The sequence below is a fragment of the Hydrogenophaga sp. SL48 genome (assembly GCF_021729865.1).
Lineage (GTDB): Bacteria > Pseudomonadota > Gammaproteobacteria > Burkholderiales > Burkholderiaceae_C > Hydrogenophaga.
In genome coordinates this window covers 1,986,783-2,013,732 of the sequence record NZ_CP063400.1, presented here as the reverse complement: position 1 = coordinate 2,013,732, position 26,950 = coordinate 1,986,783, and the positions used below count along the sequence as shown (strand labels likewise).

General features: G+C 64.5%; 23 protein-coding genes. 16 read left to right on the top strand and 7 right to left on the bottom strand.

The genetic code is table 11. The features are described 5' to 3' along the window. The first annotated feature begins 50 nt into the window (after positions 1-50). The 3 genes from IM738_RS09570 to IM738_RS25915 all read left to right on the top strand — a co-directional run bounded on the left by IM738_RS09570 (position 51) and on the right by IM738_RS25915 (position 3,842). Entirely contained in the window at positions 51-1,370 is a 1,320-nt protein-coding gene (locus IM738_RS09570) for a PQQ-dependent sugar dehydrogenase (RefSeq protein ID WP_236965639.1), read from the top strand. A gap of 13 nt (positions 1,371-1,383) precedes the next feature. Next, entirely contained in the window at positions 1,384-3,060 is a 1,677-nt protein-coding gene (locus IM738_RS09565; RefSeq protein WP_236965638.1) for an apiosidase-like domain-containing protein, read from the top strand. 134 nt (positions 3,061-3,194) lie between these two features. Beyond that, positions 3,195-3,842: an acyltransferase gene (locus IM738_RS25915; protein ID WP_272907844.1), complete on the top strand. Its 648-nt coding sequence runs from the start codon at positions 3,195-3,197 to the stop codon at positions 3,840-3,842. A 9-nt stretch (positions 3,843-3,851) separates the two neighbouring features. Here IM738_RS25915 and IM738_RS09555 read toward each other — a convergent pair whose 3' ends face one another. Continuing rightward, a complete protein-coding gene (locus tag IM738_RS09555; protein ID WP_236965637.1) occupies positions 3,852-4,115 on the bottom strand; it encodes a hypothetical protein in 264 nt (87 codons plus the stop codon). 228 nt (positions 4,116-4,343) lie between these two features. On the opposite strand from IM738_RS09555, the gene IM738_RS09550 reads away from it, so the two are divergent. Both IM738_RS09550 and IM738_RS09545 read left to right on the top strand, forming a co-directional pair. Next, positions 4,344-4,574, top strand: a complete 231-nt coding sequence (locus IM738_RS09550; protein WP_236965636.1) for a hypothetical protein — start codon at positions 4,344-4,346, stop codon at positions 4,572-4,574. A 147-nt stretch (positions 4,575-4,721) separates the two neighbouring features. Beyond that, on the top strand, positions 4,722-5,450 hold the full coding sequence (locus IM738_RS09545; RefSeq protein WP_236965635.1) for a hypothetical protein: 729 nt from the start codon (positions 4,722-4,724) through the stop codon (positions 5,448-5,450). A gap of 8 nt (positions 5,451-5,458) precedes the next feature. On the opposite strand, the gene IM738_RS09540 is transcribed toward IM738_RS09545, so the two are convergent. The 3 genes from IM738_RS09540 to IM738_RS09530 all read right to left on the bottom strand — a co-directional run bounded on the left by IM738_RS09540 (position 5,459) and on the right by IM738_RS09530 (position 7,749). After that, positions 5,459-5,905, bottom strand: coding sequence for a PRC-barrel domain-containing protein (locus tag IM738_RS09540; protein ID WP_236965634.1), 447 nt, complete (start codon positions 5,903-5,905; stop codon positions 5,459-5,461). A 139-nt stretch (positions 5,906-6,044) separates the two neighbouring features. Continuing rightward, on the bottom strand, positions 6,045-6,839 hold the full coding sequence (locus IM738_RS09535; RefSeq protein ID WP_236965633.1) for a Crp/Fnr family transcriptional regulator: 795 nt from the start codon (positions 6,837-6,839) through the stop codon (positions 6,045-6,047). A 217-nt stretch (positions 6,840-7,056) separates the two neighbouring features. Beyond that, complete coding sequence (locus IM738_RS09530; RefSeq protein WP_236965632.1) at positions 7,057-7,749, bottom strand: Crp/Fnr family transcriptional regulator; 693 nt, start codon at positions 7,747-7,749, stop codon at positions 7,057-7,059. 359 nt (positions 7,750-8,108) lie between these two features. Here IM738_RS09530 and IM738_RS09525 point away from each other — a divergent pair, with 359 nt between their 5' ends. Together IM738_RS09525 and IM738_RS09520 are read left to right on the top strand one after the other, a co-directional pair. Continuing rightward, complete coding sequence (locus IM738_RS09525; RefSeq protein ID WP_236965631.1) at positions 8,109-9,869, top strand: sensor histidine kinase; 1,761 nt, start codon at positions 8,109-8,111, stop codon at positions 9,867-9,869. 332 nt (positions 9,870-10,201) lie between these two features. Next, positions 10,202-11,056 carry a 2OG-Fe(II) oxygenase gene (locus tag IM738_RS09520; protein WP_236965630.1) on the top strand — a complete coding sequence of 285 codons (855 nt, stop codon included), beginning with the start codon at positions 10,202-10,204 and terminating at the stop codon, positions 11,054-11,056. A gap of 114 nt (positions 11,057-11,170) precedes the next feature. On the opposite strand, the gene IM738_RS09515 is transcribed toward IM738_RS09520, so the two are convergent. Beyond that, complete coding sequence (locus IM738_RS09515) at positions 11,171-11,746, bottom strand: C40 family peptidase (RefSeq protein WP_442908502.1); 576 nt, start codon at positions 11,744-11,746, stop codon at positions 11,171-11,173. 274 nt (positions 11,747-12,020) lie between these two features. Here IM738_RS09515 and IM738_RS09510 point away from each other — a divergent pair, with 274 nt between their 5' ends. The 8 genes from IM738_RS09510 (at position 12,021) to zapE (ending at position 23,217) form a co-directional block, all read left to right on the top strand. Continuing rightward, a complete protein-coding gene (locus IM738_RS09510) occupies positions 12,021-12,815 on the top strand; it encodes a TetR/AcrR family transcriptional regulator (RefSeq protein ID WP_236965629.1) in 795 nt (264 codons plus the stop codon). A gap of 90 nt (positions 12,816-12,905) precedes the next feature. Further along, positions 12,906-13,511, top strand: a complete 606-nt coding sequence (locus IM738_RS09505; RefSeq protein ID WP_236965628.1) for an isochorismatase family protein — start codon at positions 12,906-12,908, stop codon at positions 13,509-13,511. Between the two features lie 127 nt (positions 13,512-13,638). Then, a complete protein-coding gene (locus IM738_RS09500) occupies positions 13,639-15,606 on the top strand; it encodes a propionate--CoA ligase (RefSeq protein WP_272907842.1) in 1,968 nt (655 codons plus the stop codon). Positions 15,607-15,752: 146 nt separating this feature from the next. Further along, complete coding sequence (locus IM738_RS09495) at positions 15,753-16,127, top strand: ArsR/SmtB family transcription factor (protein ID WP_236965626.1); 375 nt, start codon at positions 15,753-15,755, stop codon at positions 16,125-16,127. 243 nt (positions 16,128-16,370) lie between these two features. After that, complete coding sequence (locus tag IM738_RS09490; RefSeq protein ID WP_236965625.1) at positions 16,371-19,262, top strand: 2-oxoglutarate dehydrogenase E1 component; 2,892 nt, start codon at positions 16,371-16,373, stop codon at positions 19,260-19,262. A gap of 90 nt (positions 19,263-19,352) precedes the next feature. Continuing rightward, the gene (odhB, locus tag IM738_RS09485; protein WP_236965624.1) at positions 19,353-20,615 is read left to right on the top strand and encodes a 2-oxoglutarate dehydrogenase complex dihydrolipoyllysine-residue succinyltransferase; all 1,263 of its coding nucleotides are present in this window, start codon (positions 19,353-19,355) and stop codon (positions 20,613-20,615) included. Between the two features lie 63 nt (positions 20,616-20,678). Then, on the top strand, positions 20,679-22,106 hold the full coding sequence (lpdA, locus tag IM738_RS09480) for a dihydrolipoyl dehydrogenase (RefSeq protein ID WP_236965623.1): 1,428 nt from the start codon (positions 20,679-20,681) through the stop codon (positions 22,104-22,106). A 13-nt stretch (positions 22,107-22,119) separates the two neighbouring features. Beyond that, positions 22,120-23,217 (top strand): cell division protein ZapE, encoded by a 1,098-nt coding sequence (gene zapE / locus IM738_RS09475; RefSeq protein WP_236965622.1) that lies wholly within the window; start codon positions 22,120-22,122, stop codon positions 23,215-23,217. Positions 23,218-23,229: 12 nt separating this feature from the next. On the opposite strand, the gene IM738_RS09470 is transcribed toward zapE, so the two are convergent. Then, positions 23,230-23,988, bottom strand: coding sequence for a PP2C family protein-serine/threonine phosphatase (locus IM738_RS09470; RefSeq protein ID WP_236965621.1), 759 nt, complete (start codon positions 23,986-23,988; stop codon positions 23,230-23,232). 152 nt (positions 23,989-24,140) lie between these two features. Here IM738_RS09470 and IM738_RS09465 point away from each other — a divergent pair, with 152 nt between their 5' ends. Beyond that, positions 24,141-26,144: an ATP-dependent DNA helicase gene (locus IM738_RS09465; protein ID WP_236965620.1), complete on the top strand. Its 2,004-nt coding sequence runs from the start codon at positions 24,141-24,143 to the stop codon at positions 26,142-26,144. Here the strand turns inward: IM738_RS09465 and IM738_RS09460 are convergent. Beyond that, positions 26,116-26,904 carry an outer membrane protein assembly factor BamD gene (locus tag IM738_RS09460; protein ID WP_236965619.1) on the bottom strand — a complete coding sequence of 263 codons (789 nt, stop codon included), beginning with the start codon at positions 26,902-26,904 and terminating at the stop codon, positions 26,116-26,118. The two genes, IM738_RS09465 and IM738_RS09460, sit on opposite strands and share 29 nt — an antisense overlap. Positions 26,905-26,950: the final 46 nt, after the last annotated feature.

The window sequence follows — 26,950 nt, the reverse complement described above, 5'->3', positions numbered from 1 at the left end:
GCGGCCCGACAATGTTGTCCGGCCTTTGAACCCAGACGAGGAGCCTTGCGATGGTTTTTTATGATGTATTGGCGAAGGTGGTGGCCGTAGTCGGTGCCGGTGCCGTGAAGTGGCGCAGCCTTCAGGATGGTGCGCAAAGTCCGGCGGTGGGTGAAGCTCCGCAGATTCCGGAGGCCCGCCCGCAGGGCCGCATTCCGACCTTGAAGATGCCCACCGCACGCGGCTGGGCGCCGGGCCAGTTGCCGACAGCCGCCCCCGGCCTGAAGGTCAACGCCTTTGCGTCCGGGCTGAAGCATCCGCGCTGGATTCTGGTGCTGCCCAATGGCGACGTCACCGTCGCCGAGGCCTTGCAGTCCGGTGGGAAGCCTCAGACCTTGTTCGACCATGCGATGGTCGCCACCATGCGCCGCGCGGCGGCCTTTGGCGAGAGCCCCAACCGCATCACACTGCTGCGTGACGCCGACCGCGACGGGGTGGCCGAAGAGCGGCATGTCTTGCTGGAGAACCAGCGCCAGCCCTTTGGCATGGCGCTGCTGGGCGATACCTTTTATGTCGGCAACACCGACGGCGTGATGGCCTTTGCCTACACCGAGGGCAGCACAAGGATCAGCGCACCGGCGAGGCGGCTGACCACCTTCAAGCCCGACGGTCACTGGACGCGCAGCCTGCTGCCCAGTGCTGACGGTCGACGGCTCTATGTCGGTGTTGGCTCGCTCACCAACATCGCCGAAGGCGGCATGGAGGTCGAAGAGGGCAGGGCATGCATCTATGAACTGGACCTGGCCACAAACGATTGCCGGGTGTTCGCCAGCGGTCTGCGCAACCCCGTGGGCATGGCCTGGGAGCCGACCACGCAGCGCCTGTGGACGGTGGTCAACGAGCGCGACGGCCTGGGCGACGAGACACCCCCCGACTACCTGACCTCGGTCGCCGAGGGCGGCTTCTATGGCTGGCCCTTCTGCTACTGGGGCCAGACGGTGGACGACCGTGTGCCGCAGGACGCGGCGAAAGTGGCCACCGCACGCACCCCCGACTACGCGCTGGGCGGGCACACCGCCTCGCTGGGCCTGTGCTGGATGCCGGCCGGCACCCTGCCGGGCTTCGACGTTGACGGCATGGTCATCGGGCAGCACGGCTCCTGGAACCGCAGCACGCTCAGCGGCTACCGGGTGGTGTTTGTGCCGTTCGCCGACGGCCGGCCCGCAGGCCCGGTGCGCGACATCCTGTCGGGCTTCCTGGCGCCCGACGAATCGGTGTCGTACGGCCGGCCGGTGGGTGTCGCGATCGGGCCGGATGCCCATTCCTTGCTCGTGGCCGACGACGTGGGCGACGTGATCTGGCGCGTCACCGGCACCAGCCCGAGCCCTTGACCGCAGGTTGGCCGTGTTGAACACCACCTCGTTCAAGGCGCACCAGAACCAGGCGATCGAGATCCGCTTTCAGTCGGAGACCGCCTACGCGGAGCCCTTCAAGGACGTTGAGCTGGACGTGGCTTTCACGGCCCCCAGCGGGAACACCGTGGTGGTTCCTGCTTTCTGGGCCGGTGAAACCACCTGGTGTGTCCGGTACGCCTCGCCGGAAACCGGCGTCCATGCGTTCAAGACCCAGTGCAGCGACGAGGGCAACCCGTCCCTGCATGGTCAGGTCGGTGAAGCGCACATCGAACCGTACCTCGGCGACAACCCGCTCTATCGACACGGCGGGATACGGGTCGCGGAGGATCGGCGCCATTTCTGTCACGCGGACGGCACGCCGTTCTTCTGGCTGGGCGACACCTGGTGGATGGGGCTGTGCGGTCGCCTGTCCTGGCCGGACGACTTTCAGGCGCTGGCACACAACCGGAAGGAGACCGGCTTCAACGTGATCCAGTTGGTTGCGGGCCTGTATCCCGACATGCCGCTGTTTGACGAGCGGGGGGTGAGTCCCAGTGGATTCTGCTGGGAAAAAGACCTTGGACAGATCAATCCCCGCTTTTTTGATGAGGCCGATCAGCGGATCTTTCATCTGGTCGAGCAGGGTTTGACGCCGTGCATTCTGGGAGCCTGGGGGTATTACCTGCCCATGATCGGGTTGGAGAACATGCAGCGCCACTGGCGCTACCTGATCGCGCGCTGGGGGGCGCTGCCCTTGGTCTGGGCCGCGGCCGGTGAGCAGACCATGCCCTGGTACCTCGAGAGCCATGCCCAGAAGGTGGCCTCAAGGATCCAGCTGAGATCGGACTGGAGCCAGGTGATGGCCTACATGCGCACCCTCAACGGGTTCGGTCGCCTGATCACCACCCATCCCGTCGAAAGCGCCCGTGAATCGGTCACGGACACTGGATTGCTCGACTTCGAGATGCAGCAAACGGGTCACGGGGGGCCCACGGCACACCACGCCATGCGGGCGTGGCAAGGCTGGTGCACGCCGCCGGCGATGCCCGTGATCAGCGCGGAAGCACGCTACGAGGGTCTGGAGATCAGCCCCACCGTCACCGCCCGGAACGCACGCGAAGCTTTCTGGGCGCACGCGCTCAACAGCGGTCTGGCCGGGCACACCTACGGCGCCAATGGCATCTGGCAGGTCAATGCGGTTCAACGGCCGTTCGGACCATCGCCTTCAGGGTCCTGCTGGGGCAACATGCCCTGGGATCAGGCGATGGATCTTCCCGGCGCCCGACAACTGGGGCGGGCCAGAAAATTCCTGGAAACGCTCCCCTGGAACGAAGTCGAGCCGCAGCCGGTTCAGACCAGCCGACTGGACACGTTTTTGCAGCATTCACCGCGTCTGCGGCGGGTCGTGCACAAACTGGGATGGCTCCAGGCACACCGTGCCCCCGTGGCCATGGGCATCGCCAGGGACAAGTCGGTCGCCATCGCCTACACGGTTTCAGACCAGTCGTTCAGTGTGGACCTGCGCCTGTTCAAAGGGCCGGTGAAAGGCACCTGGATCGACCCCACCAGTTTCGATGAACACCCCGCTCGGTTCGATGTGCGGGGCCAGCTGATGCACGTCCAACCCCATCGCAAGAACGCCGCCGGTGAAGGTGATTGGCTTTTGTTGCTGCAGCCAGCCAGGTGACCGTCGGCGAAGGCATAACCGCTTCCGCCTTGATGTGCGGGCCCGAACGGGATGCCATACTTCTGCCCATGCCGTTCCATTCCCTGCCCGTTGCGGCGACCGCAGCGCTGGCGTTCAAGCCTGCGGGCTGATTGATGGCCGTTCGAAAGCTCGTCGAAACCGTGGGGGCCAGGGTCGTGGCCCAGTGGCAAAAGCTCCGCAGCCGGATCTACCGGCGCTGGCTCATCGGTCGATACGGCGCCCGCATCACCATCCACCCAGGGGTCCGTCTCCTTGGCCGGATTTCCCTGCACAAAGATTGCCAGCTCCGCATCGGTGAAGGCTCGGTGATCGCCGACACCCTGGAAGTGTGGGGTTCGGCTGTGGTCGAACTGGCGCAGGGTGTGAACGTGATCATGGGCGTGCGCATCTACGGACGTGGCCGCGTCCGGGTGGAGCAAGGGGTGGTGCTCAACGCCACCAAGATCAATTGCATGCAATCGGTGTCGATCGGTCGCCATTCGCTGGTGGGCGCCGGTCTGGTGACCGACACCGACTTCCACAACCTGGCGCCAAACATCCGCAGATCGCCGCCTCGGCCCGAGGTGACGGAGCCGGTGTGCATCGGCGCGAACGTCTGGGTGGGTTATGGCTGCATCGTCCTGAAAGGGGTGACCATAGGCGACGACAGCGTGGTGGGTGCGGGATCGGTGGTGCGGTCCAGCGTTCCAGCCGGTGTGGTGGTCAGCGGCAATCCGGCGACACTGGTGAAGACGTTCGACCTTTCCGACCGGTCGTCCTGATGGCCGGCCTCAGGTCACCGGCGGCTGGCCCGCTGGTGACGGCTCAGGCTCGGCCTGTACCGGTCCATCGAGCTTGATCTTCCCTTCTTTCACATAGCGGCGAAAGTCACCGATGGGCATGGCCGCCGAGCCATGCACATCCTCGTCCACCCAGCTCAGGGTGGCGTCGGCCGTCGAGACCGACACCTCCACCGGGCCTTCGCGGATCTCCACGGCCGGGCCATCGCCGCCCCGGTATTCCACCTTGCCCACAATCTTTGCGCTTTGAGCCATGTCTGTTCCTTTCATTCTTTAAAGAACCATCTTGGCGCAGGTGCGCAGACCGGTCGGTTCGGCAGCGCACCAACGCACCCCGCGCCAGACGCAATGTCTTACATGCAGGACGAAGCGTTGGTACGCGGGCGTACAGACCCCTCGGGTGGCCGCCACCTACGCTGAAACCCGGTCGGCAATTCCCGGCTGAACACGAAATGTGCTGCTTGCAGCCGAAAGGAAACTTCCATGCTCACGTCCAAACTTCTCACCGCTTCGTTGACCGCACTCACCGTCGCTGGCACTGTCGGACTGGTCTATGCCCAGTCCACGCCTGGCACCGCCACGCCAGCGACTGAACCGACGGTTCAGGTACAGCCTTTGGTGACGCCTCCCGCGAGCGGTGGTATGACCGCCCCCGCCATGAACCAGGATGCGTCCACGATGGACCAACCTGTGGCCCGCGCCGACCGCAACTGATCGGCACGCCACCCGGCCCGGTGTCATCCTCGCTGCGACAGCGTGGGTGGATGCCGGGTCGCCGGCCTTGTGCCACTGGCTCACGCCGCAACCACCATGCCGCCTTCATCTGGCCCGTTGCCTGCGCCCCTCAACCGCGGCACAGGCTTGCCGTTTCCTGCTGAACAACACACCGTTGCGCGGGTGATCGCCGAGCTGCGCACCGGATTGATCGCGGGCTTCACCGTCGTGGTGCTGCTCATGCCGAGCGGCACGCCCGAACAGAGCCCGCCGGGGGAGCTCGCGGCGGGCGTCCCGGCGCTGCCGTTCATCCCGCCGCACCGTGCGGATCTGGGTGTGGTACCTGCATCTGAACAGGTGAAGCGGATCGCCAGCTGGAGCGTGGGCACGCAGGACCATGCTGCCATGCCCTTTGTCGTCGTCGACAAGCAGGCAGCGCGGCTGTACGTGTTTGACGCCATGGCCCGGCTGCAAGCCCACACCGCCGTGCTGATTGGTTCGGCCCTGGGCGATCATTCGGTGCCCGGTATCGGACAGAAGGCCATTGCCGACGTGCTCCCCGAAGAACGGACCACGCCGGCGGGCCGCTTCAACGGCCGACTGGGTCGCAACCTCACGGGGGAAGAGGTGGTGTGGGTCGACTACGACGCGGCCGTGTCCATGCACCGCGTGCGCGCGCACCAGCCCGCCGAGCGGCGCTTGCAGCGCCTGGCCTCCGACACCATCGAAGACAACCGCATTTCCTACGGCTGCATCAATGTGCCGGCCGGGTTTTTCGATGCCCACCTGCTGCCCGTGTTCTCCGCCCGGGCCGCTGCCATCTATGTGCTGCCCGACCAACTGAGCCTGGAACAGGTGTTCGGCCCGCTGCCCTGACCGCCCGATCAACTGCCGCGGGGGGCCACGTGTGGCTGGGTGCCGTAGTAGTCATGAACACCTTTTTCCCAGGCGGTGTCGGCCATGTCGGGCCAGTCGTTTTTGTCGAAACCGGGTGCGCTTTCGAGGCGGTCCATGTTCACATCGAGCACGAAGCGCTTGTTGTTGGTGTCCAGCTTCAGCGCAGACCAGGGCACAGCGAACAGCTTCTCCCCCAGACCCAGAAAGCCGCCGAACGACAGCACGGCATAGCTCACCAGGCCGGTGCGCATGTCGAGCATGATCTCCTTGATGTCGCCCAGGTCTTGGTCCCTGGCATTGACCACGTCGTTGCCCAACAAAGTGTCAGCGCCCATCAGGTAGGGGCCTGGGCCGCGATTGCGGTTGGGGACGGTGTCGTCCAGGACGGTGGCGGCGGCGTACATGCCAAAGCTGTCGCGTTCTTCGTAGTTCATGTGATGGTTTTCAAGAAAAGGGGCTGCAGGGAAGGGTGGAGTCTGCTGGGCAGCGTGGCTGTTGACCACGTGCCCTGCAGAGAGGGGCTGCCTTTGCGCGTTGGGCCGCGTGGCACCGTGGGCGCATTCCTCGCAAGGATCAGGCGGTTTGCATGGGCTGGCGGTGCACCACCGGAGCGGCCAGCCCCAGGTTGCCCATGCCAGGCGTTCGGCGTGGTGCGCCGTGGGCGCAGGACAAGCGGTCGTACGCCTGCCGGACCACGCCGTAGCACTCGCAGCTGCGGGCTTCCAGGCCGCTGCGGTCGATGATGGAAATGTGACCCCGGTGGTAGTCGATCAATCCGGCCTTCTGCAGCTTGAGTGCACCACCGGTGACGCCTTCGCGTCGCACGCCCAGCAGGCTGGCAATGCGCTCCTGGGTGATCTGCATGTCGGTGCCTTCTTGTCGGTCCAGGTGCTGCAGCAGCCAGCGGCACAGTTGCTGGTCCAGCGCGTGATGGCGGTTGCAGGCCGATGACTGCGCCATGTGCGTGAACAAGGCCTGGGTGTAGCCCAGCAACTGCTGCATGAAGTCGGGTGATCGGCGGGTGTGGTGCTGCACGTCCGCCGTGCCCATGCGCCAGGCATGGCCGGGTCGCTGGACCACCGCGTCGCTCAGGGCGTTGGCATTGCCCATGAAGGCACAGATGCCGACCATGCCTTCACTGCCCACCACGGCCACTTCGGCCGAGGCGCCGTCGGACATGGAGGACACAAGGGACACGGTTGCGGTGACCGGGAAGTGCACATGGCGCAGGGCCTTGCCATTGGAATGCAGCACGGTGCCGGCCGACAGGTCGACCCATTCCAGGTCGGGCTCCAGGTGCTGCCATTCGGCGCTGGAGAGGGTGGCGAGCAGTTGGTTCGTGTTGAACCGTGAAGCGGTGGCTGTCATGCGGCCTCCTTAGGGCATTGCGTTCCATCTGGAGCCCGGGCTTCAAAGGCCATGGGTCTCTCGATGTCCCTGCGGGCCTGAAAGGCGGGGAGCAGGGTTGAACGCAATGTAGGTGGCCGGTCAGTCTTTCACTGTGTACAAAGACATGTGTGCCGATCCAGTTGTTACCGGGTGTGGGCGGGCCAGGCGTGCGCAGACGGGGGCCGCCGGGCCCCGGTCACACCAGCGGGCGCACGGGCGGGCGGCCGTCGCCGTACAGGTCGGCGAGGCGCGCGAGCGCCTTCACGTCCCGCATGAACAGCCGACCGTCGCCAATGTGGTGCAGTCCGCGGCGCTCCAGCTTGCGCAGCGTCTTGTTGGTGTGCACCAGTGACAGCCCGAGGGCATCGGCCACGTGTTGCTGCGTCAGGGGAAACGGCACACCGCTCGCACCGGCATCGGCCTGCAGCGCGGCGGCGCGCTTGAAGAGCAGGATCAGCAACGTGGCAATGCGCTCTTCGGCGCTGCGCCTCCCCACAGAGAGCAAGGTGTCGTCCACCAGCGACTCTTCGTGCGCGGTGAGCCAGGTCACGTTGAAGCCCATGCTGGGCGAGCGGCGGTGGATCTCCCACAGCGAGTCGCGCTGGAACACGCAGAACACGGCATCGGTCAGCGTCTCGACACCGTGGGCCGCTGCGTCACCCATCTTCTGCTGAACGCCGATGAAGTCACCTGCGAGCAGAAAATTGAGAATCTGCCGGCGCCCGTCGCTCAGCGTCTTGAAGCGAAACGCCCAGCCGGACTGCAGGGTGTAGAGCGGCGCGTCGACCTGTCCCTCTTGAATCAGCGTTTGTCCCATGAGCAGGCGCATGTCCCGGCGTTTGAGCGACTGCACGAGTTCCAGCTCGGCGGCTTCGTGTGCCTGAAACAAAGCCAGTGGCCGCAAGTGACACTGGGCGCATGGGAGTGCGGAGCCGGGTGCGGGTGGGGTCGGTGCCGCAGGAGGGGTAGGGGACATGATGGGCGATTGTGGCGCAGTGCTGCACGGTGCGGCAAAGACGGCGCGCACGCCGGTTGCCACCTGCTGCCTCGATCGATGGTGTCCAGATGGCTCGTGGCGTTGCATTTTTCCAACGATGTGTTCACTTCCTCGGCAGTCCTTGTTGAAGGGCGCATGGCGAAGTGGGGCCGAGGCATAGTCTCTTCCATTGAGGTTAACCAGGTTCCACGCATCCGGCTTCCGTGAACTCCGCCCCCGCACGATCGACTCCCCGGCAAGGCGCCACTCGCGTGGCGCTGGCGTATGCCGTTTTCGCAGGTTTGTGGATCCTGCTGTCCGACCGGGCCATGGGGCTGCTGTTCAGCGATCCCGAGGCGCTCGTGCGCGCGAGCATGGCCAAGGGCTGGTTCTTTGTTGCGGTCACCACCCTGCTGCTGTATGTGCTGGTCGGTCAGCTGGTCGATCAGCTGAACACGTCGCACCAACGAGAGCAGGCCGAGGCTGAAGAAAAGCGACGGGCCATGCAACTCCTTGCTGCCATCGCCAAGAGTTCCAGCGATGCCATCTTCGCCAAGGACGACCAGGGGTGCTATTTGCTGGTCAACAACGCGGCCGCACGGTACATGGGCAAGTCCGCCGAGGACCTGCTGGGGCAGGACGACCGCGTCGCTTTCCCGGCCGAACAGGCGGCGCGGATCATGTCCATCGATCGACGGGTTTTCGTTTCAGGACAGGTCGAAACCAATGAAGAGTGCCTGAACACCGCACAGGGCGAACGGGTGTTTCTGGCCACCAAGGGACCGCTGCGCGACGCGCAGGGCCGAACCTTCGGTACCTTTGGCATCTCACGCGACATCACTGACCGCAGGAAGACCGAGCAGGCCCTGCACGACAGTGAAGAGCGCTTGCGACTGGCTTTGGTGGCGGCCAAGCAGGGCCTTTACGACCTGAACCTGGAGACGGGCGAGGTGATGGTGAGTCAGGACTACGCCACCATGCTCGGCCATGATCCAACGTCTTTCAGGGAAACGTTTGCCGAATGGCGCAAGCGCCTGCACCCGGACGACCGTGTCATGGTGCTCAAGACGCTGGACGACTATCTGGCCGGCCATCTGCCGGCCTACCGTGTGGAGCACCGCCTGCGGACCCATGATGGCGGTTGGAAGTGGATCCTCTCCATGGGTGAGCTCCAAGAACGCTCTGCCGAAGGGCGGCCGCTTCGCATGCTCGGAACCCACACCGACATTGACGTGCTCAAGACAGCGGAAACCGCGCTGCGCGACATCAACACGACCCTTGAGGCCCGCGTGATCGAACGAACGGCCGAACTCACCGCCGCGAACCGGGAGCTGGAGACATTTGCCGACGCTGTCTCGCACGACCTTCGGGCACCGCTGCGCTCAATGAACGGCTTCGCTCAGGCGTTGCGGGAGGACTGTGGTGCCTCGCTGCAGGGCCCGGCCAAGACCTATCTCGATCAGATGGCTCTCGCGACTCACAAGATGAGCGACTTGATCGACGGTCTGTTGGCCCTGTCGCGAAGCACACGCGGTGATCTTCGACAAGATCGTGTTGACCTGTCGGCAGTGGCGCGCCGACGTCTGACCGAACTGACCACGGCAGAGCCTGAACGGCGGGTCGCGTGGGACGTCGAAGATGGCCTTGTTGTGCAGGGGGATGCGCGCATGCTCGACTGCGCCCTGGTCAATCTGCTCGACAACGCCTGGAAATACACTGGCATCACCGTGACACCGGCCATTCGCGTGCACAGGGGCGAGGTCGGCGGCTTGCGAGGAATCTGCGTTTCCGACAATGGCGCCGGCTTCGACATGGCTCAGTCGGAACGACTTTTCAGACCTTTCCAGCGCTTGCACCGCCAGGACGAGTTTCCCGGGATCGGTATTGGGCTGGCGACTGTGCAGCGCATCGTCCACCGGCATGGCGGCGAGATCGCCGCACAGGCGGTGCCAGGAGAAGGTGCGACGTTCTGCATCTCAATGCCGCAGGGCTTCGGCACATCGGAATGGGCGCCACCGCAAGCCCAGCACTGAGCAGAGTTTGTCCCATGGCCATTTCAAGCGCGTCAGGGGGCTGGAGCCTTTGACCATTGGCTGGGCGGGTCTGAAGGCCAGCTTCATAGACCCGAAGTACCGATCAGGCCCTGTTGTCACCTGGCATCGCCCGCATCCATGCGTGTGCCGGTGCGACAGGATTCTTAATCGAACCTTAAGTCTCTCGCACTAGCATCCTCAGGCTGTGAAGCTGCCCTCGCCGCTGCGGTTGTGGGTCGCCTTCCTCTGGAACGTTGGCCCTGTCCATGGCAACCCTCGATACCGTGGATCGGCGCCAACGAGGATGTTACTGAAGTACTACCGAGGTCTGTATGGACATGGCGACAGTGGATCTGAGTGAGCGGTTCGTTTTTGATGATCCCAAATATGGCTTGCTCGCCGAACAGAGCGCTCAGAAATACGCGGCGGGCTCGCCGTTTCCTCACATCCATTTCGACAACTTCCTGCCGGCAGATGTGGCAGAGGCGGTGTTGGCAGAGTTCCCCAAGCCGGCTGACATCGACTGGCACAACTACAACCGGCAGACCGAGATCAAACTGGTGTGCGCGGATGAAACGAAGTTCGGCCCCGTCACGCGCAACCTGTTCTACCAGTTTCACTCGATCCCTTTCCTGCGGTTCCTGGAAAAAGTCACGGGGATTCCCAACCTGATACCCGATCCACTGTTGCGAGGTGGCGGCTTGCACCAGATCCGTCGTGGCGGACTGTTGAAGCTGCACGCCGACTTCAACAAGCACGACAGCCTGTTCCTCGACCGGCGCATCAACATCCTGTTGTATCTCAACAAGGACTGGAAAGAGGAGTACGGGGGTTGCCTGGAGCTGTGGGACAAGGACACCACTTTCTGTGGCGACAGGATCCTTCCCGTGTTCAACCGGCTGGCCATTTTCACCACCACCAGCGATTCCTTCCACGGTCACCCGGACCCGCTCAATTGTCCGGAAGACATGACCCGCAAGTCACTGGCGCTGTACTACTACACCAACGGTCGCCCGAAAGGCGAAGACGATGGCATCCACACCACCATCTTCAAGGCGCGGCCGGACGAGAGTTTCAAGGGTGTGATGTGGCGCATGGGCCAGGATTTCGCGCCGCCAGTGGTCTGGCGCAATGTGCGCCGCGTTCGCGAGCGGTTTTTCAGCAGGTCGATACAGAAGCGCGGTTGACCGGTGACCGGCAACGTGCGCGGCACAAGGGTCTATTCGTTGATCTGATCAGGCGTCTGAGGGGCCTGTGGCGCAGGTGCCGCGCGGCTCGCACGGAACGTTCCAGGTGGTCAATCAGCGTGAAGCGGTCGTGTCGCCACCCGGCAAGGGAACGCGCCGCGCACCATTGAAGCGCGTCTGCCAATAGGAAATGCGCATGTCTTCCACCCGAACCGATGCGCCTGTGCGCGGCGCGTGGATGAATTTTCCATCGCCGACGTAAATGCCCACGTGGCTGAACGCACGTCGCATGGTGTTGAAGAACACGAGATCGCCCGGTTTGAGTTCGCTGCGGTCGATGGCTTGGGTGGCTGCGGCCTGCTCGTCGGCCCGTCGCGGGAGAATCTTGCCCACCGATTGTTCGAACACCGCGCGCACCAGCCCACTGCAATCAAACCCGGTGTCTGCGCTGTTGCCACCGTACCGGTAAGGCACCCCCAGAAAACCCATGGCACTCATCACGAGGTCCGAGGCCTTCTCGCCCACGTTGCTCCGGGCCAACTTCAGTTGGGATCCAAGACGGGATATCACACCCCGTTCTTCAAGCAGCTGAGTCATGTCGTCGTGACCGACTGCCCCTTCTTCTTCTGTTGGTGCGGCCTGCGCCAAGGCACAACTCATCAGAAGGGGGATCAGTATCACACGATGCATCGCCGCAGCTTATCGTCCTGGAGATGACGAGTCAAGCGAGGAATGGGTTGCAGAAGATTGATTCTGTTCAATATTTCTTTGAAGTTCTCATTTTTGAATCCCTCTGAACACAAAAGAATTCAAGGGGCGCCGTTCTGCTTCGGCGGACGTTGTTCGAGCCCTTTGTCACCGCAAAACCCATCAAACATCCTTAAAGTAGGTTGCCCCGGATCATTAATTTGAACATTGTTCATACAATTGAACCCTTTTTCTGAGCGGCAGCCCCCCATCGTCCATGTCTGTCAAATTTGATGCGATCACCCCAGTGCTGACTACTGAGCAGGTGCGACACATGCAGCAGCGGGCCATCGACCGGCAGTTGCGGCAACAGCGTTTCGGTGATGAACGGCGGGTTCAACTGCTGGATGTGGCGTGGGCGCTCTGGTGTGAGACGGGTGCCCAGGGGTTCAACATGCGCCAGCTGGCTCAGCGGGCCGGCTACACGGCAGGCGCGCTGTACGCGTACTTTCCAGGGCGCGACGCCATCCTGTCGGCGCTGCAGCAGCGCGTGATCCAAGAATTGGGAGAGCAGGTCAGGTCGCAGAAGGCGTCCCGCGGCGAACGGAGCTCGCGTGCTCGGACCGACGGGGTGCCGATTCCAGGCCATGTGCAGGCCGCACGCCACCTGTTCCTGGACCGTTCGCTGGCGTGGTGGGGCTGTCTTGCCAGGGACGCGCAGCGTTTGCAGCTGGTTCTGCATGGCGGATCTGACGGTCTTCCCGATGTGTCCCCCGATCAGGGCGCGGCTTCGGTGCCGTTTGCGCAGCTGACCGATGCTTTGCAGCCGTGTCTGGACGCTTTGTTGGCCACGGGCTTGCCGCCCGAGTGCGCTTTGCAGTTGCACGATGAGGTGCTGGCCTACGGACTGGGCTTGCTGGTGCTGCAGGGATCGAAACCGGCGAGCGGCCAGACGGCTCTGGAGTCGCGTTTCGTTCAGAGCCTTCAACGTTGGCTGGACGTGGCGCTCGCGAGCGCGCTCGGCGCGACGGGCACCACGTCCATCGAGCAAGGCGACTTGTTCGCCGTGTGATTCGTCACCAGTGTCGCCAGGCGGCCCGGTTTTGTCACAATCGGCGGCGCGCGCACCCGGCGCGATCCAAGACATTCCACAGGACATTTCATGCTGCTTGACGTAACCGATTCCCAACTGGTTCTGGTGGACTACCAGGAGCGCCTGATGCCGGCCATGCCCGAGCGCGAACAGGTGCTGGCCAATGCGCTGCGTCTGGCGCGCGCGGCACGCCTGCTGGGCGTACCCGCGTTCGGCACCGAACAAAACCCCGAGAAGCTCGGCGCCAATGATCCCGCCTTGCGCGAGTTGTGCCAGCGCACCCTGACCAAGATGAGCTTCAGCGCGGCCAGTGATGGCCTCATGGAGTGGCTGCGGCCGCCGGCCCGCCAACAAGCCGGAGGCAATGCCCGCAGCCTGCCGCGCCATTTGCAGAAGCCCGCCGCCCCGGTTGCCGAGCGCAACACTGTGGTGCTCGCCGGTTGCGAGGCCCATGTGTGTCTCCTGCAGACGGCGCTGGAACTGGTCGAGCAGGAAATCGATGTCTGGGTGGTCACCGATGCCTGCGGCTCGCGCACCGAGCGCAACCGGGACGCTGCGTTTGACCGGCTCGCCGGCGCTGGTTGCGAGCTGGTGACCACCGAGATGGTGGTGTTTGAATGGTTGCGCAGCGCCGAACACCCTGCTTTCCGTGAAGTTCAGGCGCTGATCAAGTAGGTCGCTTGGAGGGGTGTGGTTCCGCTGCCCCAAGGGCAGGGGTTGATCGGCGACCCAGGGACCATCTGTGTCGGGTGTCAGACTCCCGAAAGTCTGGTCTTCATAATTATGAATTCAGTTTCGATGGATGCACCTCGGTGCGCCAGCCGACGCCGTTTCAGTCGTTTCGAACCACCACCTGCAGGAGACTCCCATGGGCAATCCACAAGGCTATGCGGCCTTTCACCAACGCTCGATCGAAGAGCGCGACGTTTTCTGGGCGGAGCAGGCGGCGCTGGTGGATTGGCACAAGCCCTTTGACCGTGTCTGCAACTACGACAACCCGCCGTTTGCGCGCTGGTTTGAGGGTGGACTGACCAACCTGTGCCACAACGCGGTCGATCGACACCTGAAAGACCGCGCGGACCAGAACGCCCTGATCTTCGTGTCCACGGAAACCAACGTCGAGACGATCTACAGCTTTCGCCAACTGCACGCCGAGGTGCAGCGCATGGCCGCCATCCTGCAAGACCAGGGTGTCAAGAAGGGCGACCGTGTCCTGATCTACATGCCCATGATTCCCGAGGCCGCGTTTGCCATGCTGGCCTGCGTGCGCATCGGCGCCATTCACTCCGTGGTGTTCGGCGGTTTCGCCAGCCACTCGCTGGCGAGCCGCATTGAAGACGCTTCGCCCGTGGCCATCGTGAGCGCCGATGCCGGCTCGCGCGGGGGCAAGGTGGTGGAATACAAGCCCCTGCTGGACGAGGCCATCAAGCTGTCCGCCCACAAGCCACAGAAGGTGGTGATGGTCAATCGCGGGCTGGCGCCGTTCAGCGCCGAGGCGGGGCGCGATGTGGCCTACGAGGTCGAGCGTGCGAAGCACATGGACACCGTGGTCCCCTGCGAATGGGTCGACGCCACCCACCCCAGCTACACGCTCTACACCAGCGGCACCACCGGCAAGCCCAAAGGCGTGCAGCGGGACACCGGCGGCTACACCGTGGCCCTGGCGGCGTCCATGAAGCACATCTACATGGGCGAGCCGGGCGAAACCTATTTCTCCACCAGCGACATCGGCTGGGTCGTGGGCCACAGCTACATCATCTACGGCCCGCTGATCGGCGGCATGGCGACCATCATGTACGAGGGTCTGCCGATCCGGCCCGACGCCGGCATCTGGTGGAGCCTGGTCGAAAAGTACAAGGTCAGTGTCATGTTCAGTGCGCCGACGGCCGTGCGCGTGCTCAAGAAGTACGACCCGTCGTTCATCAAGAAATACGACCTGTCCAGCCTCAAGGCGCTGTTCCTGGCGGGAGAGCCTTTGGACGAGCCGACCGCCAAGTGGATTTCCGACGAGCTGGGCAAGCCCATCGTCGATAACTACTGGCAGACCGAAACGGGCTGGCCGATCCTGGCGATCTGCAACGGCGTGGAAAAGGCGCCCAGCAAGTTCGGTTCCCCGGGCAAGGCGGTGTACGGCTACAACGTCAAGCTGCTCGACGACCAGACCGGCGCCGAGCTGCAGGGCGGGAACCAGAAGGGCGTGGTCGCGGTCGAGGGCCCGCTGCCGCCAGGCTGCATGCAAACGATCTGGGGCGACGACGCGCGATTCGTCAAGACCTACTGGTCCAGCGTGCCAGGCAAGATGGTCTACAGCACCTTTGACTGGGGCATCCGCGACGAAGACGGCTACTACTTCATCCTGGGCCGCACCGACGACGTGATCAACGTGGCCGGTCACCGCCTGGGCACGCGCGAGATCGAGGAGAGCATTTCCAGTCACCCGAAAATCGCCGAGGTGGCGGTGGTGGGCGTGGCCGACCAGCTCAAGGGTCAGGTGGCGATGGCGTTCGCCGTGGTCAAGGACGCTTCGTTGCTGGGCGACGAAGCGGCGCGGTTGAAGCTTGAAGGCGAGGTCATGAAGCTGGTGGACGAGCAGCTGGGTGCGGTTGCGCGTCCTGCCCGGGTTCGTTTCGTCAACGTGCTGCCCAAGACCCGCAGCGGCAAGCTGCTGCGGCGTGCCATTCAGGCGGTGTGCGAAGGGCGCGACCCGGGGGACCTGACGACCATGGACGACCCGGCTGCCTTGCAGCAAATCAAGGACCTGCAGACCTGAGGCGCGTTCCGGGCTGTAGAAAGCACCGGCGCTACCCGCAAGGGCGCCGGTGTTTTTTTTTGAACTCCCGGGTGTATTTTGGGCGGGTGACAGCCCTCCTGAAGTCAGTATGATCCATGCTTATATTGACAAAAGTGTGGTGAACCATGGAACAAATGATCGGGTCTGACGCCCACATCGAGAAAGTCCGTGTTTTCGAGCTGGCAGCCGAACTGTTCGGTGTGTTGGCCACACCGATGCGCTTGCGCATCCTGAGCGCCCTGTGCGACAAGGAAAAATCCGTGTCCCAGCTGCTGCTGGAGATCCAGACCACACAGCCCAACCTGTCGCAACACCTGAACCTGCTGTACAGGGCAGGCGTGCTGGCCAAGCGCAAGGAGGGCACGCAGGTCATTTACCGTGTCCAGAGTGAGAAGGCGGTGACCCTGTGTCGCACCGTCTGCACCCAGATCGCGATCGAGATGGACGAGCCCAGCGCGGTGCCTGCCTCCGAGCGCCTGTCACCCCGCGTCGGCGCCTGACGCGCGCTCGCTGACGGGAGGCTGTCGCTTCGCCGTCGCGCAACACGCGAACCTCATTTCGGTGCCAATGCACCGATAACACGCAATCTCTGCACCGCAGCTGTTCCGGCGATGGCACAATCGCGGGCTGCAGTCAGGTCCTTCCACAGTCACTGTCGCATCCGCCAATCGGTCAAGCCGTGTCGCGGGAGGTTTCTTTAACCAGCTAATGTTTCCCAGAGGGAAGCGGAGGTCAGCGGATCTATGAGCAATTCCCCATCGAACGGGAGCAACGTCTATGTTGCCTTCCAAAACAACTCGTACCTCTTCGGCGGCAACGCGCCGTACGTGGAAGAGATGTATGAGAACTACCTGAACAACCCTGGCAGCGTGCCAGACAACTGGCGCAGCTACTTCGACGCCTTGCAGCACGTGCCTGCCGTCGACGGCACCGATGCCCGTGATGTGCCCCACCTGCCCGTCATCAACGCCTTCGCCGAACGCGCCAAACAAGGTGGAACCCGTGTCGTTGTCGCCGCCGGCGCCGACTCCGATCTGGGTCGCAAGCGCGTGGCCGTGCAGCAGCTCATTGCCGCCTACCGCAACGTCGGCTCTCGCTGGGCCGACCTCGACCCGCTCAAGCGCACCGAGCGCGACCACATTCCCGAACTCGACCCCTCGTTCTACGGCTTCACCGACGCCGATTTCGAGACCGTGTTCAACACCAGCAACACCTTCTTCGGCAAGGAGGTCATGTCCTTGCGCGACCTGCTCAACGCCTTGCGCGAAACCTATTGCGCCAGCGTCGGGGCCGAGTACATGTACATCAGCGACCAGACGCAGAAGCGCTGGTGGCAGGAAAAGCTGGAATCGATCCGCAGCAAGCCGGCATTCAACGCCGACAAGAAAAAGGCCATCCTCGACCGCCTGACCGCGGCCGAAGGCCTGGAGCGTTTTCTGCACACCAAGTACGTGGGCCAGAAGCGCTTCTCGCTCGAAGGTGGCGAGAGCTTCATCGCCGCCATGGACGAGGTGATCCAGCAGGCCGGCGCTCAGGGCGTGCAGGAGATCGTGATCGGTATGGCCCACCGCGGCCGCCTCAACGTGCTGGTCAACATCCTGGGCAAGATGCCCAAGGACCTGTTCGCCGAGTTCGACCACACCGCGCCCGAAGAGCTGCCCGCTGGTGACGTGAAGTACCACCAGGGCTTCAGCTCCGACGTGTCCACCCCTGGCGGCCCGGTGCACCTCTCGCTGGCGTTCAACCCGTCGCACCTGGAAATCGTGAACCCGGTGGTTGAAGGCTCGGTGCGTGCCCGCATGGACCGCCGTGGCGACCCGCTGGGCAATCAGGTGTTGCCGGTGCTCGTGCACGGCGACGCGGCTTTCGCCGGCCAGGGCGTGAACCAGGAAACCCTGGCGCTCGCCGCGACCCGTGGCTACACCACGGGCGGCACGGTGCACCTGATCATCAACAACCAGATCGGTTTCACCACCTCCGACCCGCGCGACCTGCGCTCCACGCTGTACTGCACCGACATCGTCAAGGGTGTCGAGTCGCCGGTGCTGCACGTTAACGGCGACGACCCCGAAGCCGTGGTGCTGGCCACCCAGCTGGCGCTGGAGTACCGCATGACCTTCCGCAAGGACGTGGTCGTGGACATCATCTGCTTCCGCAAGCTGGGCCACAACGAGCAGGACACCCCGAGCCTGACCCAGCCGCTGATGTACAAGAAAATCGGCGCCCACCCCGGCACCCGCAAGCTCTACGCCGACAAGCTGGCCGCGCAAGGCCTGGGTGAGACGCTGGGCGATGACATGTCCAAGGCCTATCGCGCCGCGCTCGACGCTGGTCGCCACACCGTGGACCCGGTGCTGACCAACTTCAAGAGCAAGTACGCGGTCGACTGGTCGCCCTTCCTGGGCAAGAAGTGGACCGACTCGGGCGACACCGCCATTCCGATGGCCGAGTGGAAGCGCCTCTCGGACCGCCTGACCACCATCCCCGACAGCGTGACCCCGCACCAGCTGGTGAAGAAGGTGTACGCCGACCGCGCGGCCATGGGCCGTGGCGACATTCCGGTGGACTGGGGCATGGGCGAGCACATGGCCTTTGCCTCGCTGGTGGCCAGCGGCTTCCCGGTGCGCCTGTCCGGCGAAGACTGCGGCCGTGGCACCTTCACGCACCGCCACGCCGTGATCCACGACCAGAACCGTGAAAAGTGGAACGAAGGCACCTACACGCCGCTGCAGAACGTGGCCGACAATCAGGCGCCGTTCGTCGTGATCGACTCCATCCTGTCCGAAGAGGCGGTGCTGGGCTTTGAATACGGCTACGCGTCCAACGACCCGAACACCCTCGTGATCTGGGAAGCGCAGTTCGGCGATTTCGCCAACGGCGCGCAGGTGGTGATCGACCAGTTCATCGCCTCCGGCGAGGTGAAGTGGGGCCGCGTCAACGGCATCACGCTGATGCTGCCGCACGGCTACGAAGGCCAGGGCCCCGAGCACAGCTCGGCGCGCCTGGAGCGCTTCATGCAGCTGGCCGCCGACACCAACATGCAGCTCGTGCAGCCGACCACGGCCAGCCAGATCTTCCACATCCTGCGCCGCCAGGTGATCCGCAACCTGCGCAAGCCGCTGATCATCTTCACGCCCAAGTCGCTGCTGCGCAACAAGGACGCGACCTCGCCGCTGTCCGAGTTCACCAAAGGCGGTTTCCAGACCGTGATTCCGGACAGCCATCCGGACGTGGCCAAGAAGGCCGAGAAGGTCAAGCGCGTGATCTGCTGCTCGGGCAAGGTGTACTACGACCTGGTCAAGAAACGCGAAGAGCGTGGCGACGACGACGTGGCCATCCTGCGCGTGGAGCAGCTGTACCCGTTCCCGCACAAGGTGTTCGGCGCCGAACTCAAGAAGTACCCCAACGCCACCGACATCGTGTGGTGCCAGGACGAGCCGCAGAACCAGGGGGCCTGGTTCTTCGTGCAGCACTACATCCACGAGAACATGCTCGACGGTCAGAAGCTGGGTTACGCCGGCCGTGCCGCATCGGCATCGCCGGCCGTGGGTTACGCCCACCTGCACCAGGAGCAGCAGAAGACCCTGATCGAAGCCGCTTTCAGCAAGCTCAAGGGTTTCATCCTCACCAAGTAACTGTCGGCACGTTGATCGGCTGGCCACGCGCGCACCGCGCCTGGCTCGCCCGACCCCCGACCCTGAACGCAATATCTCTAGGACAAGAACATGGCAATCGTAGAAGTCAAAGTTCCGCAGCTCTCCGAGTCCGTGGCCGAGGCCACCCTGCTGCAATGGAAAAAGAAGGTCGGTGATGCCGTCACCGCGGATGAAACCCTGATCGAGATCGAGACCGACAAGGTCGTGCTGGAATGCCCGGCACCATCGTCGGGCGTGCTGGTCGAAATCCTCCAGGGCGATGGCGCCACGGTGGCCGCCGAGCAGCTGATCGCGCGCATCGACACCGCCGCTGTGGCGGGTGCTGCTGCGCCCGCCGCCGCCGCGCCCGCTCCGGTGGCCGCAGCGCCTTTGGCGGCGCCTGCTGCTGCTGCAGTAGTCTCCACCAGCAAAGCCGGCGTGGCCATGCCCGCCGCCGCCAAGCTGATGGCCGACAACGGCATGGCCGCCGGCTCGGTGCCCGGCACGGGCAAGGACGGCCGCGTCACCAAGGGCGATGTGCTCGCCGCCGCCGCGGCACCCAAGGCAGCTGTGGCCGCGCCCGCCGCCATCCCCACCGGCGCACCGACCAAGGTGTTGCCGCAGGTGGCCACGGTCGCCCCCGACCTCGGCGACCGCCCTGAAGAGCGCGTGCCCATGACGCGTCTGCGCGCCCGCGTGGCCGAGCGCCTGCTGCAGTCGCAGGCGACCAACGCCATCCTGACCACGTTCAACGAAATCAACATGGCCCCGGTCATGGAGATGCGCAAGCGCATGCAGGAACGGTTCGAGAAGGAACACGGCGTGAAGCTGGGCTTCATGAGCTTCTTCGTGAAGGCCGCCGTGCACGCGCTCAAGAAGTTCCCGGTGCTCAACGCCTCGGTGGACGGCAACGACATCGTCTACCACGGCTACTTCGACATCGGTATCGCGGTGGGTTCGCCGCGTGGCCTGGTGGTGCCCATCCTGCGCAACGCCGACCAGATGAGCTTTGCCGAGATCGAGAAGAAGATCGCCGAATTCGGCCAGAAGGCCAAGGACGGCAAGCTGGGCATGGACGACATGACCGGTGGCACCTTCTCCATCTCCAACGGCGGCACCTTCGGTTCGATGATGTCCACCCCCATCATCAACCCGCCCCAGTCGGCCATCCTGGGCGTGCACGCCACCAAGGACCGCGCCATGGTCGAAAACGGTCAGGTGGTGGTGCGCCCGATGAACTACTTCGCCATGTCCTATGACCACCGCATCATCGACGGCCGCGAAGCCGTGCTGGGTCTGGTGGCCATGAAGGAAGCGCTGGAAGATCCCGCTCGTTTGCTCTTCGACATCTGATCGAACAGTGACATTGCAGACGCCCCTTCGGGGGCGTTTGTCCAACCCCATTCAGGAACAATCATGTCTCAAGCATTTGACGTCGTCGTGATCGGCGCCGGCCCAGGCGGCTACATCGCTGCCATTCGCGCTGCCCAGCTGGGTTTCAAGGTCGCGTGCATCGACGAGTGGAAAAACGCCGCTGGCGGCCCCGCCCCGGGCGGCACCTGCACCAACGTCGGTTGCATCCCGTCCAAGGCGCTGCTGCAATCCAGCGAGCACTTCGAGCACGCCAACCACCACTTCGCCGACCACGGCATCAGCACCGGCAAAGTGACGGTGGACGTGGCCAAGATGGTGGGCCGCAAGGACACCGTCGTGAAGCAGAACAACGACGGCATCCTCTACCTGTTCAAGAAGAACAAGGTCACGTTCTTCCACGGCCGGGGTTCGTTCGCCAAAGCCGCTGAAGGCGGTTACGAAGTCCAGGTGACAGGCGAGAAGCCTGAAACCCTGGTGGGCAAGCAGGTCATCCTGGCCACGGGCTCCAATGCCCGCGCGCTGCCCGGCACCCCATTCGACGAAGAGACCGTGCTGTCCAACGACGGTGCACTGCGCATCGGCGCGGTGCCCAAGAAGCTGGTGCTGATCGGTTCCGGCGTGATCGGCCTGGAAATGGGCTCGGTCTGGCGCCGCCTGGGGTCCGACGTCACCATCCTCGAAGGTCTGCCGACCTTCCTGGGGGCGGTGGACGAGCAGATCGCCAAGGAAGCCAAGAAGGCCTTCGACAAGCAGGGGCTGAAGATCGAACTCGGCGTGACCGTTGGCGAGATCAAGACCGGCAAGAAGGGCGTGAACGTCGCCTACACCAACGCCAAGGGTGAAGCCCTGACGCTGGAGGCCGACAAGCTGATCGTGTCCATCGGCCGCGTGCCCAACACCATCGGCCTGAACGCCGAAGCCGTGGGTCTGGCGCTGGACGAGCGCGGCGCCATCATGGTGGACGCCGAATGCAAGACCAACCTGCCGGGCGTGTGGGCGGTGGGCGATGTGGTGCGTGGCCCGATGCTCGCGCACAAGGCAGAAGAAGAGGGCGTGGCCGTGGCCGAACGCATCGCCGGCCAGCACGGGCACGTCAACTTCAACACCATCCCCTGGGTCATCTACACCAGCCCCGAGATCGCCTGGGTCGGCCGCACCGAGCAGCAGCTCAAGGCGGACGGCGTGGCGTACAAGGCCGGCACCTTCCCGTTCCTGGCCAATGGCCGTGCACGCGCGCTGGGCGACACGACTGGCATGGTCAAGTTCCTGGCCGACGCGACCACGGACGAGATCCTGGGTGTGCACATCGTGGGCCCGATGGCCTCCGAGCTGATCTCCGAAGCCGTGGTGGCGATGGAGTTCAAGGCCAGCGCCGAAGACATCGCCCGCATCTGCCATGCGCACCCGTCGCTGTCCGAGGCGACCAAGGAAGCCGCTCTGGCGGTGGACAAGCGCACGCTGAACTTCTGACCCGGGTTCGCCCTTGTCGGTCCGCAGCACCTACGAAGCCGCGCTCAAGGAGCGCGGCTACACCACCGACCCCGCCCAGCAACGTGCCATCGACGCGCTGGAGCGGTGTGCCGCCGAATGGGCGACGTACAAGCAGCGCCGCTCCAATGCGCTGAAGAAGATGTTCGTCAAGCCGGAGATCCCGCGCGGCGTCTACATGTTCGGCGGGGTGGGGCGGGGCAAGAGCTTCCTGATGGACTGCTTCTACAACGCGGTCCCGATCCGGCGCAAGACGCGCTTGCACTTTCACGAGTTCATGCGCGAGGTGCATCGCGAACTGCGCGATCTGCAAGGCACGGTGAACCCGCTGGACGAGCTGGGTGCGCGCATGGCCAAGCGCTACAAGCTCATCTGCTTCGACGAGTTCCATGTGGCCGACGTGACCGACGCCATGATCCTGCACCGCCTGCTGGATGCGCTGTTCAAGGCCGGTGTGGGTTTCGTCACCACCTCCAACTTCCACCCCGATGGCCTGTACCCGGACGGTCTTCACCGCGATCGCATCCTGCCCGCCATCGAGCTGCTGAAATCGCGGCTGGAGGTGCTGAGTGTGGACAACGGCACCGACTACCGCCAGCGCACGCTGACCCACATCCAGCTCTACCATTGCCCGCTGGGCCCCGCGGCCGATGCGGCCATGGAGCAAACGTTCGGCGAGCTGGCTGAGATGGCCGACCAGGACCCGGTGATGCACATCGAGGCGCGGCAGATCCAGGCGCTGCGCCGCGCGGGTGGCGTGATCTGGTTCGACTTCCGCACGCTCTGCGGCGGACCACGCTCGCAGAATGACTACCTGGAAATCGCCACCCAGTTCCACACGCTGATGTTGTCCAACGTGCCGCAGATGGCGGTGCGGCAGGCCTCGGAAGCGCGGCGCTTCACCTGGCTCATCGATGTGCTGTACGACCGGCGTGTCAAGCTGGTCATGTCGGCAGCGGTGCCGCCGGAGCTTCTGTACACCGAGGGCCCGATGTCGCACGAGTTTCCCCGCACGGTCTCTCGGCTCACCGAAATGCAGTCGGCGGAATTTCTGGCGCTGGAGCACCGCCAGGTGGACACCGGCCTGACCTGAACCTGTGGGTGGTCAGGTCAGGGGTTCGAGCTTGACGATGGTGATGGACAGGTTGTCGCCCATGCCCTTGGCCCGCGAGCGGGCCTTCTGGATCAGGAACTCACACGCTTCGCGGGGCGAGAGCATCGCGATGGTGCTGGCCAGCTCCTCCGGTGTGAAGTAGTGCCACACCCCGTCGCTGCAGGCCATGATCGCGTCGCCGGGGCTCAGTTGCTGAACCACATGGATGTCCACAGGCGGGTCGTTGTCTGTGCCCAGGCAGCCCATGAGGATGTTGGAGTGCGGGTGATCGAGCGCCTCTTCTTCCGTGATCTCGCCCTGGTTCACCAGGGTTTGCACATAGGAGTGGTCCATGGTGCGGAACACCATCTTGCCGTTGCGGAAGTGATAGATGCGCGAGTCGCCGGCGTGGATCCAGTGGCTGCTGCCACCCGGGTTGATGAGGAAGGCCGAAATGGTGCTGTGGGGTTCCTGTTCGGCCGACACCGCGGTCAGCTTGATCACTAGGTGCGACTCTTCCACGATCTGTCGCAGCAGCGACGAGGCGTCGTCGGTCTCCGGGTCGTAGCGTTCGAACAGCTGGCGCGAGGTCAGCATCACCTGGTCAGAGGCCTTGCGACCGCCACTGCGTCCCCCCATGCCGTCGGCCACCACGGCCAGCAGGCAAGCGCTTTCGCGGGGATGGTGCAGCAGGCACACCTGATCCTGCTGGTAGTCTCGGTCACCCCGGTGAATGCCGGTGGACGCGTGAATGCGATAGCCTTTGGACATGGGAATTCGTTGTGAGAATGAAGCAGTATGCCGGTGACGTGTCGGATGGTAACCACTAAATTCTGTGCCGGATTGGCTTGTCACCAAAACCGAACACATCGGCGCCGGGCCACCCGTACCATGGTGCCAGGCGAGAGCGGCAGGTGCTCCGGGTGACCTCGGTCACCGACGGGGTCCGTCAAACGTTGTCGGCCCAGGGCCCGCTGGCGGCGTCACCCGGCTTTGTGCACCGCGAGGCGCAGGTCACGATGGCGGTGGCGGTGTCCGATGCCATTGACAGTGGGAGCTTGCTGGCGGTGGAGGCGGGTACCGGCGTCGGCAAGACGCTGGCCTACCTGGTGCCCTTGTTGCTCAGCGGCCGTCGCGCGCTGTTGTCCACCGCCACCCAGGCGCTGCAGGAACAGCTGTTCGCGCGGGACATTCCCACGCTGACGCAGACCTTGGGCATGCCGGTTCGCGTGGCCATGCTCAAGGGGCGATCCAGCTACCTGTGTTTGCACCGCCTCGCCCAGGTGGCCGACGTGCCGTCGCGCGGGATCGACCCTGCGCAGGCCTCGCGGCTGGATCGGGTGAGGCAATGGGCGGGGCGCACGCAGCAGGGTGATCTGGCCGAGCTGCCGTGGCTGGACGAGCGCTCGGCCTTGCGTCCCCAGATCACCTCGACCCGCGACAACTGTCTGCGTGACACCTGCCCCCGACGGGATGGGTGCCACGTGAACCGCGCAAGACACGAGGCGCTGCAGGCGCATTGGGTGATCATCAATCATCACCTGTTTTTCTCCAGCCTGCATGGCGAAGGCGCCTGGCTCGGCGGCCTTCTGGAACGCGCCGAGGTGGTGGTGTTTGACGAGGCACACCGCTTGAACGCAACCGGCGTCGAGCTGATGGCCGAGTCGGTGGGCAGCGGGTCGTTGCGCGCGCTCGCGCGGGACGTGTTGAACCTCGCTCCCCGGTGGGCGAGAGGCCAGCGCGCCTGGGCGCACCTCGCGCTGGTGCTGGATCAGGCGGCAGGCGCATCACCACCGTGTCCACCCGGCCGGCACCGCTGGCTGAGGAGGTCAAAGGACGAACAGTGGTCGGCATGGACCATGACCGTGAGCCGGGCCTTGCATGCGGTGGTGGCCGCGCTGCAGGCGACCGCGGGAGCGGCGGCCGAGATGGACGGACTGTACCGCCAGGCGCATGGTCTCTGGACGGGGTGGGGCCAGCTGACCCGGCCGGGCAGCGCCGGTGAAGACACCACCACTGTGACGTGGCTGGACGTGGGTGCTTCGGGCTGGGCGCTGGTGCAGGCGTCGATCGACGCGTCCCGGCACATCGGTGACGCGCTCGAACTGGCCGGCAAGGCACGAAGCTGGGTGTTCACGTCCGCCACACTGGGCACCGAAGAGACATTGGGCTGGTTCACGGAGCCGCTGGGCCTGCGACATCACCCGCTCATGCGCACGCTGCGGGTGCCCAGCCCGTTCGATCACGCACGGCAACTGGCCCTGCACGTGCCGGACGATCTGCCAGAGCCGGCCGATCCCCGCCACACGCCCGTGTTGGCCCAGGCCGTCGCGCGCTGGGCCACTCGGCTCGGCGGACACACCCTCGTGCTGACCACCACGCTGCGGGCGACGGCGCGACTGACGGAGGCCCTGCAGCAGATGGTGGGGGACGGGGAGCGCGAGCCGCTGCAATTGTTGTGCGAGGGTCAGATGTCGCGGCGTGCGCTGCTGGCCCGGTTCCGGGCCGCCGGACGCGGGGAGGGGGCCGGCGCAGTGTTGGTGGCGTCAATGGCCTTCTGGGAGGGCGTGGACCTGGCCGGCGACGTGCTGCAGTTGCTGGTGATCGACAAACTGCCGTTTCCGCCGCCCGACGATCCGCTGGTCGAGGCCCGGGCCCGTCAGCATGAGGCTGAGGGGCGAAGCGCCTTCCGCTCCTCTTACCTTCCCCAGGCGGCGCTGGCACTCAAACAGGGCGCGGGGCGGTTGATCCGCAGTGAAACCGATCGGGGGGTGTTGGTTGTGGCCGACCGGCGGCTGCTCACGCGCTCATACGGCAACGACCTGCTGGAGGCCATGCCGCCCATGCGCCGCCTTCTGGACGAAGCGGAACTGCTGGAGGAACTCGATCAGCTGGCGCTTACCAGAGCTTCCACCAGGGGCTGCTGACGCCGGAGCCGCTGCTGCCGCTGCCACCCAGAAAGCTGCTTTTGGGGAAGTTGGTTTGAAGCACTCGGCGGGCATCGTCGCGCAGCTGGGTCATGCCCAGGGCGTCATAGCTCCGCACCAGAATGACCAGCGCCTCCTCCATGGCAGGCGTGTTGGCGTAGTCGCTCACCGCGGTCTGGGCACGGTTGATCGCTGCCAGGTAGGCGCCACGACCAAAGTAATATCGCGCCACATGCACCTCGTACTGCGCCAGTGAATTGACGATGTAGGTCATGCGGGCGCGGGCATCGGGCGCGTAGCGCGAATCCGGAAACCGGGTCACGACCTCGCGCAGCGACTCAAAAGATTCTTTCGCGGCATTCTGGTCGCGCTCGGACAGGTCTTGCTGCGCCAGCGATCCGAAAAGGCCGAGGTTTTCGTTGAAGTTGACCAAGCCCTTCAGGTACAGCGCATAGTCCAGCGCAGGGCTGGCCGGATGCAGGCGCAGAAACCGCTCGATGGTGGCGAGTGCCTGGGCCTGTTCGCCACCCTTGTACTGGGTGTAGGCCTTGTCGAGCTGGGCCTGCTGGGCCAGGGGGGTGCCGGCGGCACGGCCTTCGAGTTTTTCGTACAGGCCGATGGCCTTGTCGAAGTTGCCCGCCTCACGCTCGTCGCTGGCTTCGCTGTAGATCTTGTTGGGACTCCAGTCCGTGGTCGGATCCACGGGGGTGCTGCTGCAACCCGCGACGACCAGCACCGTGGTCAGTGCGCCGAACGACACCGCCGATAATCTCGAACATAGCTTCACACGCACACCTTCACAACAG

Bases quoted from the DNA above. Each gene is read 5' to 3' on its own strand.
- IM738_RS09535 (WP_236965633.1), bottom strand. From the start codon at position 6,839: ATGACAGCCACCGCTTCACGGTTCAACACGAACCAACTGCTCGCCACC.
- IM738_RS09550 (WP_236965636.1), top strand. From the start codon at position 4,344: ATGCTCACGTCCAAACTTCTCACCGCTTCGTTGACCGCACTCACCGTC.
- IM738_RS09500 (WP_272907842.1), top strand. From the start codon at position 13,639: ATGCACCTCGGTGCGCCAGCCGACGCCGTTTCAGTCGTTTCGAACCAC.
- lpdA (WP_236965623.1), top strand. From the start codon at position 20,679: ATGTCTCAAGCATTTGACGTCGTCGTGATCGGCGCCGGCCCAGGCGGC.
- IM738_RS09570 (WP_236965639.1), top strand. From the start codon at position 51: ATGGTTTTTTATGATGTATTGGCGAAGGTGGTGGCCGTAGTCGGTGCC.
- IM738_RS25915 (WP_272907844.1), top strand. From the start codon at position 3,195: ATGGCCGTTCGAAAGCTCGTCGAAACCGTGGGGGCCAGGGTCGTGGCC.
- IM738_RS09520 (WP_236965630.1), top strand. From the start codon at position 10,202: ATGGACATGGCGACAGTGGATCTGAGTGAGCGGTTCGTTTTTGATGAT.
- odhB (WP_236965624.1), top strand. From the start codon at position 19,353: ATGGCAATCGTAGAAGTCAAAGTTCCGCAGCTCTCCGAGTCCGTGGCC.
- IM738_RS09490 (WP_236965625.1), top strand. From the start codon at position 16,371: ATGAGCAATTCCCCATCGAACGGGAGCAACGTCTATGTTGCCTTCCAA.
- IM738_RS09515 (WP_442908502.1), bottom strand. From the start codon at position 11,746: ATGCATCGTGTGATACTGATCCCCCTTCTGATGAGTTGTGCCTTGGCG.
- IM738_RS09555 (WP_236965637.1), bottom strand. From the start codon at position 4,115: ATGGCTCAAAGCGCAAAGATTGTGGGCAAGGTGGAATACCGGGGCGGC.
- IM738_RS09505 (WP_236965628.1), top strand. From the start codon at position 12,906: ATGCTGCTTGACGTAACCGATTCCCAACTGGTTCTGGTGGACTACCAG.
- IM738_RS09470 (WP_236965621.1), bottom strand. From the start codon at position 23,988: ATGTCCAAAGGCTATCGCATTCACGCGTCCACCGGCATTCACCGGGGT.
- IM738_RS09510 (WP_236965629.1), top strand. From the start codon at position 12,021: ATGTCTGTCAAATTTGATGCGATCACCCCAGTGCTGACTACTGAGCAG.
- IM738_RS09495 (WP_236965626.1), top strand. From the start codon at position 15,753: ATGGAACAAATGATCGGGTCTGACGCCCACATCGAGAAAGTCCGTGTT.
- IM738_RS09540 (WP_236965634.1), bottom strand. From the start codon at position 5,905: ATGAACTACGAAGAACGCGACAGCTTTGGCATGTACGCCGCCGCCACC.